The sequence below is a fragment of the Enterobacter sp. CGMCC 5087 genome (assembly GCF_003144775.1).
GTDB classification, from domain to species: domain Bacteria; phylum Pseudomonadota; class Gammaproteobacteria; order Enterobacterales; family Enterobacteriaceae; genus Enterobacter; species Enterobacter cloacae_M.
Genome location: NZ_QFXN01000022.1, coordinates 26,147 through 37,161, shown reverse-complemented (window position 1 = coordinate 37,161; position 11,015 = coordinate 26,147). Strand labels below are relative to the sequence as shown.

Sequence of the window (11,015 nt, the reverse complement as noted above, 5' to 3'; positions counted from 1 at the left end):
GGTCGATCCCAACGCGGAGCTGGCGGGAGTCTACCGCCATATCGGCGCGGGCGGCACGGTAAAACGTCCTACCCGTACTGGCCCGGCCATGATGTTTAACAGCGTGAAGGGCTATCCCGGCTCCCGCATCCTGGTGGGCATGCACGCCAGCCGCGAGCGCGCGGCGCTGCTTCTTGGCTGCGAGCCCTCTGAGCTGGCAAAACACGTCGGCCAGGCGGTGAAAAAGCCGGTTGCGCCGGTTGTCGTTCCGGCCTCGCAGGCGCCCTGCCAGGAACAGGTATTCTACGCAGACGATCCTGACTTCGACCTGCGCAAGCTGCTTCCGGCACCGACAAACACGCCGATTGATGCCGGCCCGTTCTTCTGTCTGGGGCTGGTGCTGGCAAGCGATCCGGAAGACAGCTCGCTGACGGATGTCACCATTCACCGCCTCTGCGTCCAGGAGCGCGACGAGCTTTCCATGTTCCTTGCCGCCGGTCGCCACATTGAAGTCTTCCGCAAAAAGGCGGAAGAGGCCGGGAAGCCGCTGCCGGTGACGATCAATATGGGTCTCGATCCCGCCATCTATATCGGCGCGTGCTTTGAGGCGCCCACCACGCCGTTTGGCTACAACGAGCTGGGCGTCGCCGGGGCGCTGCGCCAGCAGCCGGTCGAACTGGTGCAGGGCGTGGCGGTAAAAGAGAAAGCAATCGCGCGAGCGGAAATCATCATCGAGGGCGAACTGCTGCCGGGCGTGCGCGTAAGAGAAGATCAGCACACCAATACCGGCCACGCGATGCCGGAGTTCCCGGGCTACTGCGGCGAGGCGAACCCGTCCCTGCCGGTGATCAAAGTGAAAGCGGTGACCATGCGAAACCACGCGATCCTGCAAACGCTGGTGGGACCGGGAGAAGAGCATACCACCCTGGCCGGTTTACCGACGGAGGCCAGCATCCGCAATGCCGTTGAAGAGGCGATTCCGGGCTTCCTGCAAAACGTCTATGCGCATACCGCGGGCGGCGGTAAATTCCTCGGGATCCTGCAGGTGAAAAAACGCCAGCCGTCAGACGAAGGACGTCAGGGCCAGGCGGCGCTCATTGCCTTAGCCACCTATTCGGAGCTGAAGAACATCATTCTGGTCGATGAAGACGTGGATATTTTCGACAGCGACGACATCCTGTGGGCGATGACCACCCGCATGCAGGGCGATGTCAGCATCACCAATATTCCGGGGATCCGCGGTCACCAGCTGGATCCGTCCCAGTCGCCGGATTACAGCACCTCGATTCGTGCAAACGGCATCTCCTGCAAGACCATCTTCGACTGCACGGTGCCGTGGGCGCTGAAGGACCGCTTCGAGCGCGCGCCGTTTATGGAGGTGGATCCTCGTCCGTGGGCGCCGGAGCTGTTTAACGAGAAATAATGACAAAAGGCCACGTTAATGTGGCCTTTATCGTTATACCCTTATCGGTTTTTGGGTTTCATCCGCAGCTTTTTCTGTTTATTGATATGCGCCAGTGCCCAGGGATCGTCATTGCCCGGTAACGGAGCCTTGCGAGTTAGTCCACCCCATGGCGAGCGGTGTTTCTTAATGATTTCCGGTAAATCATTAACTAATCGTGTCTCTTCCTCCAGGATTTTTTTTGTTAGTTTTGGAAGTGCTAGATATTCCGATAATGCATTAAAGTAATCACCGTAATTTTCGTGGGATATTTTTCTTCGCATAAAGGGAGTTAAGGCACCAATTACTCTGCGTATTTTTACTTGAGAAGAACGTGATGCAGTGAGTTTTTCTTTAACTTCTGCGATACTTACACCGATCTTATCTTTGGCAAGATTAAGATCGACTATCTCTTTTATCAGAAGGTATACCCCAAGTCTTAACTTTAATTTTCTCTTAAAACCTAAGCACATTCCTGAAATGCCAAAGTTAATGTTGTCATATTCTGGCGCATACACGAATACCCAGTCATCCATTCCGGTTAGCTTTTGTATACGGCTTGTTTTAATGATAGACAGCGTATCGAAAAGACTGATTAATGTTAGCTTTGAGAGAAGGACGCAAATATCGGGATTGATAATAAGGGGTCGCGCGCGCTCCGGAACAGGATCAACAACGTCGATAGTAATATCCTTATCTGCATCGATCGACGTATGAGTACAGACGAAGGTAATGATTTTTTCAGGCGTTCCACTTTTGCGGACAATCTGAGTAACGCTGTCTAATTGTGCGACCGCCTCTTCTATTCTCTGCCATCGTGAAGTATGTTCGCCCCCTTTACTTTCAAAAACATGCCATTTCCCCTCTTGGGTCTCGATAAGATAATCAGGCGTTTTTCGTTTATCTTCATCCGGGTAAAACTGCAAAGAGGCTTTCTTAATTAGCCCCGCGTGAATCAAATGTTTTATCTGCTCATGTCTGGACTTAAGCCAGTAATTTGCCGACTGATAGCAGAAAAAACCGCCGAGAATAAATGATAGGGTGGATTTTTCGGAAGACTCGATACACTGGTAAAACTTTCGCATTTTGAAGGCCTTGCCATCGCTTATTTCAATGCATGACCCGGCAAGTCTTAATCTGGTACGTGTGTAGAAGCCAATCCGCTTATAAATTCCTTCATCTAAAATACCGTCAGCCTTCCAGTCAATACACTGCGAATATCCACATTCCAGTGCCCCAGGGGTTGCAAGCAGAGACGTTTCGGCTATGAGCCTTTTCTCTGGATCCTCCATGTCCCCCTGTGGATCATAATCAATGCAGACAATTTCGTAGGAGGGATACAGAATTCTTTTTGTGATCCCTTTTTCCTTATTGCTTGCTTTTATTGCATCAATTTCTTTTTTTTTGTTATCTCTTTTAATCACGGACTGCGCCGAAACCTCAAACCAGGTAAAGACGTTCCCATTTTTTTCCATACTCTGTTTTTCCCTGAACGCAAATAGTAGGTTAGTGAACCATCTTTATTATACCGTTCTGGGTAAAATTCTTGACGCTCAAATAAGGTAGGTTTGTTGCCGCTTCCTCCACTTTCTTGTACCCTTTCACCGGTAACCCTGCCCCCACAAACATTGAGACATCCGGACACCTATGACTGCACATATTTCCAAAGATCCTTTGCATGGCGTAACGCTGGAGATGATGGTCAACGCCCTGGTGGCGAAATATGGCTGGAGCGAGTTGGGCGACCGCATCAAAATTAACTGTTTCAGAAAAGACCCCAGCGTTAAATCGAGCCTGAAATTTCTGCGCCGCACCCCATGGGCGCGCGCGGAAGTGGAAGCCCTGTATCTGGACTCTCTCAACGATGAGGGAAATACAGCGCAGGCGGCGCCCGCCTTTAATCCCTGGGCCAACAGTCGGATTATCAAGAGCTAATACGCAAATGACGCGACACGTAAAACGGATCGGTGCGCTGGCTGCCTGCGCGCTTTTACTTGTGAGCTGCTCCTCCAAACCACCCAAATCGCTGGTTACCCCACTCCCCAACGTCAGTAAACCGACGCCGCAGGCAAACCAGCCGATGCGCGGCATCTGGCTGGCGACCGTCTCGCGTCTCGACTGGCCGCCGGTGGCCTCGGTGAATGGCCGCAGCGCGGACCAGCGCATCGCGATGCAGAAGCAGGCGCTGATCGGCAAGCTCGACAATCTTAAGCACCTCGGTATTAACACTGTGTTTTTCCAGGTGAAGCCGGACAGCACGGCGCTCTGGTCATCCAAAATTTTACCGTGGTCGGATATGCTGACGGGCAACATCGGCGAATATCCGGGATACGATCCGCTGCAGTTTATGCTGGATGAAGCGCACAAGCGCGGCATGAAGGTCCATGCCTGGTTCAACCCGTACCGCGTGTCGACCAACACCAAACCGTCAACCATCGCCGCCCTGAACCGCACTTCCTATCAGACCCCGTCCAGCGTCTATGTCCAGCACCCTGAGTGGGTGCGCATCTCGGGCGACCGCTTTGTGCTCGACCCGGGCATTCCGGAAGTGCGCGACTGGATAACCAAAGTGGTGACCGAAGTGGTGTCGAATTACGCGGTAGACGGCGTGCAGTTCGATGATTACTTTTACGCCGAATCTCCGGGGTCCGCGCTCAATGATTCGCAGACCTGGCGGCAATACGGCCAGGGATTTGCCTCAAAGGCCGACTGGCGTAGACACAACACGCAGCAGCTGATCGTCCAGGTTTCCCGCGCGATTAAACAGACTAAGCCCGACGTTGAGTTTGGCGTCAGCCCGGCGGGCGTGTGGCGTAACCGCTCCTTTGACCCGGCAGGCTCGGACACCCGCGGCGCCGCGGCCTACGATGAATCCTACGCCGATACGCGTCAGTGGGTTCAGCAGGGCCTGCTCGACTACATCGCTCCGCAGATTTACTGGCCCTTCTCCCGGGACGCCGCGCGCTACGACGTGCTGACCAAATGGTGGGCCGACGTCGTTAAGCCGACCCACACTCGCCTGTATATCGGCATTGCGTTCTACAAGGTGGGCGAGCCGTCGAGAAACGAACCGGACTGGACGGTTCAGGGCGGCGTGCCGGAGCTGAAAAAACAGCTCGATCTCAACGATTCGCTGCCCAACGTGAACGGCACCATCCTGTTCCGGGAAGATTACCTGAACCAGCCGCAGACGCAGCAGGCGGTGAACTACCTGAAAGGACGCTGGGGAAGCTAAATGCCATCAGGCAGAAACGCCCCGTTTCTGCCTGTTTTTTTACGGCTTCGGCCCGAACATCGCCTCAAGCTGCTGCGCATCCGGCATACCGACCACCTGCTGCAGCTCATTTTCCGCATTCAGATAGTAAATAGCCGGCGTGGCGTTAGCGCCCAGGCTGTCCATCAGCGCCTGGTGCTTCTGCAGGATCGCTACCGTTTCGCGGGAAGCCTCGCCCTCTGGTTTCGGTAATTTTTTCCCACCGGACAGCTCGTACTCGCGCCAGGCCGAAACCGGATCCGTCGCATTCAGAATCGCCGAGGCGTTACGTCCGCTGTTGGGGTTGAGAAACGCCACCAGCAGCGTGTTGAGCTGCACCTTGCCCGCCTTCACCCACGGCTGGGCTTCGGCCCAGAACTGCTTGCAGTACGGACAGAACGGATCGGCAAACACAAAGACTTTACGCGGAGCGTTATCCGCCCCTTCCTTCAGGGGATGCGCCGCGTTGAGGTTCTTCCACATCTCGCGGCCCATCGGGGCGTAGATCTCTTTCTGGAAATAGCCTTCGCTGAGGTTTTTTCCTTTGTCATCATAAAGATAGCCTGAAATGACGTGCTTGCCGTCCGGGGTTAAAAAGAGCGTCACGCCCATATCCTGATACTGCCCCAGCCAGGCGGGCGCGCCGCCGGGCGCATCCAGCTTCTTGATGATTTTAATGTTCTGCTGCTCGCCGAAGTGCTTCACCACGTCCGGTATGGCTTCAGCGGCCTGCACCAGCCCTGACGTCGCCAGCGCTGAAAGTAACAGTAATTTTTTCATTTCCCTCTCCGGTTTGTCGGGGGCATTCCGCCCCCTTCAGGTTAGCGGTTTTTCAGTGCGTCACTGACCATTTCGTCGAACTGTTCAAACGGCACCCAGCCGGGCAGCAGTCCCTCGCCGATGAGCGTGGCGGGCGTGCCCTGGATCCCCATTTTTTCCGCGACGATCAGGCTGCGCTTGATCGTCATCAGGCTCTCGTCATCCGGCGCGGTGACGCTCACGCCCGCCCGCTTCTGCGCCTCCTGAATGCTGGCGTCATCGTGGTAGCCCTTCTTCGCCATCAGAGTATGGTTCAGCTTCATAAACTGCCCCGGATCCTGACGCCAGAGCGTTAACGCATCGCGCGCCGCGGTTAGCGAACTTTCCGAGCGGAAAGGTAAAAATTTAAAGACCACCGCGACGTCCGGATGCTTTTCGACGATCTTCTCCAGGTACGGATCGAATTTTTTACAGTACGGGCAGTTGTAGTCGGTAAACACAACCAGGGTGAGCTTTGGGTTTTTCGCGCCGATGCGCGGTGAGTTCGGATCGTTAAACAGGAAATCAGCGATCATCTTCTGCGCACGCTGCTGCTGGTCCGGCGTCAGCGGCTGGGCAGCGAACACCTGAACCGGGGCCAGCAGGAGCAGAAGCGTAATAAGGATTTTTTTCATAACACAGTTAGCCTTTTGCGTTGTTCAGGGTGGTGATGAGGGTGCGCTTGTCCAGCAGCGGCGAGAGGATTTCGCCGTCAGACAGGCCGGGGCCATACACCGCGTTAAACGGAATAGCGTAACGGTTTCGCTTCGCCAGAAAATCCGCGATAAACGCGGACGGCTGGCTCCAGTCTCCGCGCAGGGCCACCACGTCCGGCTTGCGCAGCACGGCAATGACGTCCGGCTGATTCAGCACCCGATGCTCGTTAACTTTGCAGGTCACGCACCAGTCCGCCGAGATATCCACAAACACCCGCTTCCCCTGTACCAGCGCCTGCTGGATGGCCTCCTCGCTGAGCGGCTGCCACGGGATGGACTGAGCGGCATTCTGCGCCGGAGCGTCAGGCGGCGCGTTAAGCAGCCCGCGCGCCTGATATCCGCCGAGCGCCGACAACGCGATAATCACGAGCCAGAACAGCGGTGAGGGTTTTTGCCCCTTCAGGGCTAACAGCGCGAGCGCGACGGCGATGAGCACCAGCATCACAATCTGGCTGACCGCCTCGCCCAGATGCACGCTTAACAATGTCGCCAGCCACAGGCTGGAGGCGAGCATCATCAGGCCCAGAACGACTTTTAGCGTATTCATCCAGCGGCCGGGTTTCGGCAGCAGCATGGCCGTTTTCGGTACCAGGGCAACGAACAGCCACGGCAGACTCATGCCCACGCCGAGCATCAGGAAGATCAGCCACAGGGCGTGCAGCGGCGCGCCAAGGGCAAAGGCGACCGCCGTACCGAGGAACGGCGCGGAGCACGGCGTCGCCAGCAGCGTGGCGAACATCCCTTCGCAGAAGCTGCCGCCAATCCCCGCGCCACCTGCCGTAGCCAACCGTCCCGTAGCGGCGGAAGGCAGCAGCATCTCAAACACGCCAAACAGGTTCAGCGCAAACAGGAAGGTGACGGCGACCATCAGGCCGATAAACCACGGGTTCTGGAACTGAATGCCCCACCCCAGCGACGCCCCGGCCAGCTTCAGCGCGGTCACCATTCCCGCCAGCAGCATAAAGGAGGTAAGGATCCCGGCGCTGGTGGCCAGAAAGCGCAGCCTGATGGCGCGCCTGTCCGATCCCGCCTGCAGGATGCTGTTAAGCTTCATCCCCATGACCGGCAGCACGCAGGGCATCAGGTTGAGGATCAGCCCGCCCAGCAGCGCAAAGAGCACCATTTTGCCCGCCCCTTCAGGCGCAGAGGGCGCTACGGGCGTCGCGCCAACGCTCATGGTGGTTTGCTGCGCGTGACCACCACTGGTCAGCACAAACGACAGCCTCTTGCCCTCCAGCGAGGCGGGCTTGTCTCCCCATTCGTCGGTCACGGGTACCGTCACCCGAAGCGTATTGCCGTCGTGTTTGATGACCGGCTCGCCGGGAAGAATGTCACCCTCCAGCGGGTCAAAGTAGATCCCCGGGTTATCCCACTTCCCGTCCGTCGTGCCGGTAATCACCAGCTTGTCGCCAGCGAGCCAGGCGGATAGATCCGCGGATACGCCTGACGTACCGGGCACGGCACGCATCGCCTGCTCGAACTCGCTGCGGAAGCCCTCGTCCACCGGCTGGGTAAAATCGAGATGCAGCGGGTAGTCCGTCAGCAGGCAGACGTTACTGCACGTCGAGAGCGTGAGCGTCCCGTCGAGCGTGTCACCCTTCACCCCGTCGAGCGTAATCGGGATAGCGACCTTATCGTGATAGCCCTGCGTGGTCATGCCGGAGATATCGAAGCGCGACGGGACCGGCCAGGACCAGCTATCCGTTACGCCTTCCGGCCAGCTGATTTTTGGCGCGACGCCGCCCTCGCCCGGCGATCGCCAGTAGGTTTTCCAGCCGGGCTTTAGCTCAACGGTGAGCAGGCCTTTAACGTGCGTTTGCTCCCTCTCCGCCTGAAAGCGGATGCGGGCGTGATCGTTTTGTGGGGAAACCTGCCAGCCGGTGTCTGCCGCATGGACAATGCCGATGCAGGACAGCCACAGGAAGACGAATCCCCTGAAGAGGTTAACCATGTTTTACTCCGTGAACAGTGAAAATTATCGTGTGAGGACGATGATTTTCATTCACGGAAAACGCAGTTTTTAAGGTGTATTCGGGGAGGCGGTGCCTGAACGGGCTGTTCTGCGGGAGCCAATGCCCGCCCTTGCGTAAACAGCTGCAGCAGCGCGAAGAAGATAATAATGGCCGGTAGCGCGCCGTCGAAGAACAGCGGCTGGGCGCAGAGAAGCGAGTGAGCGCCTAGCTGACAGGGCGATGGCCCGGACTGCTCGGTGCTGGTTTGCGTTGGGGCATCAGCACTCAGAGAAATCTGCGGATCCAGTCCCTGTAAAAAATGGTTGAGCATCACCGCACGCTGCACGAGGCAAAGCGCCATCGCGAGACAGGTGATAATCAAAAGCCATTTTCCGAGGAGCTGACGGTTGCGCATAACGTTCCAGAGTGACAAGACGCCCCGATCATAAACGATAGTGATGAATCTACAAGTGTCGGAAGTGTAAGGTTTTGTCTGTCGCCGCTATTCGCCCGTCAGCGCGTCATAGACGTCCCGCAGCCGCGTGCGCAGAAACAGCACCGCCTTGTGCTTGCGGGATAACAGCGCCTGCTCGCTGGCGCCCGTCTCCTCTGCCAGCATTTTAATGCTGTAGCCGTGGAGTTCGGTCTTTTCAAACACCTCGCGCTGCGGCGGCGGCAGTTCAGACAGCGCCTGGCCCAGCTCTTCCCACAGCAGCGTCTTGAGGTACTCCTCTTCCGGCGTGTGCGGTACGCCGAACAGGGTTTCTGCCAGTTCGTCCTCTGGGAAACCCTCTTCGTCTACGCCCGTAAAATAGCCGGAGAGCGACACTTCGCGCTTTTTACGCGCCCGGTCGGTCATCTCGTTACGCGCCGCGCGGAACAGCCAGGCGGCGACGTTTTCGACCGGCTGCTCCACTTTCATCAGCTGATAGGTGACTTCCTGCAAAATGTCGTCGGCATCATCGCGAACAGAGGTCCGTCCGCGAATGAAGGCTGTCAGCCGGGCGCGGCAGGCATTGAGCGCCGACATCAGCATGGATCCGCCCGCCTCCCCGGCTTTCATTTCGCTCACTCTGCTTCCGGCGCTTTTGGCGTGGCGTCGTCGCGCTTATCGTCACGATGACCGTGCCAGCCGCAGTGGCCGCGACCGTGGCGACCAAACCCTTCGCGGCGCTGCTGAATAAACGCCTCGCGCTGTTCGGGCGTCATGTTCATCCAGCGCTCGTGCATGCGGCGGTGCGCGCCAAACATCCCCGGGCGGAAACCTAACCCGCCAAACAGAATGCGGCTCAGCACCAGAATGCCCAGCGCCTGCCAGAAGCCAATAGCCTTAACGCCGAGAATGGCCGGGAGCAAGGCGTTCCACAAGGACATCACCAGCAGGCCGAGCACGATGAAAATCACCGCGCCGATGACTAAGCCCTTACCCATACGGTGGCGACCGAATCCGCGCCCGTGACCTCTGCCGTGCATTTCAAAATCTCTCATGGTGTTTACCTCGTTTACAGTAACTGATTATGGCTTGTGATGAGGTAGACGGATGAGGGATGGAAATATTGCTGGGGGGAATAAAAATTTTTGGGCTGACGATTTGGACTCATAGCGGTAACGGCTGGCGGGCGCTATGAGTCGCTTGCAGGCAAATCATCTCGTACGAAGAATTCGCTTAACCAGTGCGATAGCAATAACGGCCAGTATGATTGACACCAGTGCCAGGAAGATAAGCAAGGATAATAGTGGATTTAACAAGCCACCTAAACTGGTGAAGTCGCTGATACGGCCAAGTTGCTCGGACGTGCATACACGCAAAATGATCTCAGGAATAATAAGCAGAAATATAATGACGGTCAGGACATAAACCAGAGCACTCTTGCGCTTTCCCATTTTCGTTGTTGCCCCTTTCTCAATCATGATCACTGATAATAAGGTAATGATAATGCAAGGTTGTATAAAATGTCACAAAATTAATTAATTGCAGACCGCCCGAGGCATTAAAGTTTTGCTAACAACTGCCGATTTATGAATTACCACCTAATATTGAGGCGCCAAAATGTTCTTTGAAAACTTTAAAAATAAGGATTTTATAATTTACTTTATCTATGTCGCTGTATTTATCGTGATTGTGAATAGAGCATATGGAATGTCTAACTTACTAAGATTTGTCTTTCGCTATCTGGCAATTGGTTACTCAGATGCAAGAATGAAAAAACTTGATGACAAATGGTTTGATATCCAACTATTCAAAATAACCAATGGAATTAACACCACCAATTTAAACGACGCAAGACTAATACAAAGAGGGTTAAATGAGGGGGTACTAAAACCATCATGGTTTTTATTTACCAGTTCATGGGGAGACATCACCATAAAGATGTCGAAAAAGAAATTAATCTTATCCTATCTAATGGGACTGGTTATATTTATCATGGGGAATTATGCATGGATTGAGCAAACCAAGATTGTAGATGGATTCGTAAAAATCGACTATAAGGAATTTAGTTATTACCTTTCTAAAGAAAAGCTGATCATAACATCACTTGACAGATCCATTGATAACGCCGCCGTTCATAGTAAAGAGGATTGCAAGAATATCCCGAACTCAATCGCTAAGGACTCAATGTTCTCTATAGCATGCACGAAGCTACTTGATGATAGACTGTCGTATAAATGGTGGCTTGAAAAAGAAATCCAGTCCGTAAATAGCAGGAAAAATACGCTAAGGCTTATTTCTTACATTTATTGTATCACTAGCGTTTTGTGGGGATTTTCATTATACCAATTCAATCGCGCCAGCACTCATGTCGTAAATTATAAATTATCGATGCAAAATCAAAGTTCATAGATAAAAGTATAAAGCCGCCTTTCACAGAAAGGTA

Annotated in this window: 12 protein-coding genes; 4 read left to right on the top strand and 8 right to left on the bottom strand. The window is 54.8% G+C overall.

Translation table 11 applies throughout. The features are described 5' to 3' along the window. On the top strand, positions 1 to 1,402 hold a 1,402-nt coding region (locus DEO48_RS01520; protein WP_109844133.1), incomplete at its 5' end, for a UbiD family decarboxylase. Positions 1,403 to 1,443: 41 nt separating this feature from the next. On the opposite strand, the gene DEO48_RS01515 is transcribed toward DEO48_RS01520, so the two are convergent. After that, positions 1,444 to 2,895 carry a hypothetical protein gene (locus tag DEO48_RS01515; protein WP_109844132.1) on the bottom strand — a complete coding sequence of 484 codons (1,452 nt, stop codon included), beginning with the start codon at positions 2,893 to 2,895 and terminating at the stop codon, positions 1,444 to 1,446. Between the two features lie 172 nt (positions 2,896 to 3,067). On the opposite strand from DEO48_RS01515, the gene DEO48_RS01510 reads away from it, so the two are divergent. Further along, positions 3,068 to 3,355, top strand: a complete 288-nt coding sequence (locus tag DEO48_RS01510; protein WP_045415848.1) for a VF530 family DNA-binding protein — start codon at positions 3,068 to 3,070, stop codon at positions 3,353 to 3,355. 7 nt (positions 3,356 to 3,362) lie between these two features. Next, complete coding sequence (locus DEO48_RS01505; protein ID WP_109844131.1) at positions 3,363 to 4,655, top strand: glycoside hydrolase family 10 protein; 1,293 nt, start codon at positions 3,363 to 3,365, stop codon at positions 4,653 to 4,655. 39 nt (positions 4,656 to 4,694) lie between these two features. On the opposite strand, the gene dsbG is transcribed toward DEO48_RS01505, so the two are convergent. The 7 genes from dsbG to DEO48_RS01470 form a co-directional block, all read right to left on the bottom strand. Next, the gene (dsbG, locus tag DEO48_RS01500) at positions 4,695 to 5,453 is read right to left on the bottom strand and encodes a thiol:disulfide interchange protein DsbG (RefSeq protein WP_109844130.1); all 759 of its coding nucleotides are present in this window, start codon (positions 5,451 to 5,453) and stop codon (positions 4,695 to 4,697) included. Positions 5,454 to 5,494: 41 nt separating this feature from the next. Beyond that, positions 5,495 to 6,106 carry a DsbA family protein gene (locus DEO48_RS01495; protein ID WP_109844129.1) on the bottom strand — a complete coding sequence of 204 codons (612 nt, stop codon included), beginning with the start codon at positions 6,104 to 6,106 and terminating at the stop codon, positions 5,495 to 5,497. Positions 6,107 to 6,113: 7 nt separating this feature from the next. Beyond that, positions 6,114 to 8,138 (bottom strand): protein-disulfide reductase DsbD, encoded by a 2,025-nt coding sequence (locus DEO48_RS01490; RefSeq protein WP_109844128.1) that lies wholly within the window; start codon positions 8,136 to 8,138, stop codon positions 6,114 to 6,116. Between the two features lie 47 nt (positions 8,139 to 8,185). Next, positions 8,186 to 8,554, bottom strand: coding sequence for a hypothetical protein (locus DEO48_RS01485; protein ID WP_039266435.1), 369 nt, complete (start codon positions 8,552 to 8,554; stop codon positions 8,186 to 8,188). 87 nt (positions 8,555 to 8,641) lie between these two features. Continuing rightward, complete coding sequence (locus tag DEO48_RS01480; protein ID WP_109844134.1) at positions 8,642 to 9,202, bottom strand: RNA polymerase sigma factor; 561 nt, start codon at positions 9,200 to 9,202, stop codon at positions 8,642 to 8,644. A gap of 5 nt (positions 9,203 to 9,207) precedes the next feature. Continuing rightward, the gene (locus DEO48_RS01475; RefSeq protein WP_025756496.1) at positions 9,208 to 9,627 is read right to left on the bottom strand and encodes a hypothetical protein; all 420 of its coding nucleotides are present in this window, start codon (positions 9,625 to 9,627) and stop codon (positions 9,208 to 9,210) included. A 156-nt stretch (positions 9,628 to 9,783) separates the two neighbouring features. Beyond that, entirely contained in the window at positions 9,784 to 10,023 is a 240-nt protein-coding gene (locus DEO48_RS01470) for a hypothetical protein (protein WP_045399879.1), read from the bottom strand. A gap of 166 nt (positions 10,024 to 10,189) precedes the next feature. Here DEO48_RS01470 and DEO48_RS01465 point away from each other — a divergent pair, with 166 nt between their 5' ends. Further along, a complete protein-coding gene (locus DEO48_RS01465) occupies positions 10,190 to 10,981 on the top strand; it encodes a hypothetical protein (protein WP_109844127.1) in 792 nt (263 codons plus the stop codon). Positions 10,982 to 11,015 lie beyond the last annotated feature (34 nt).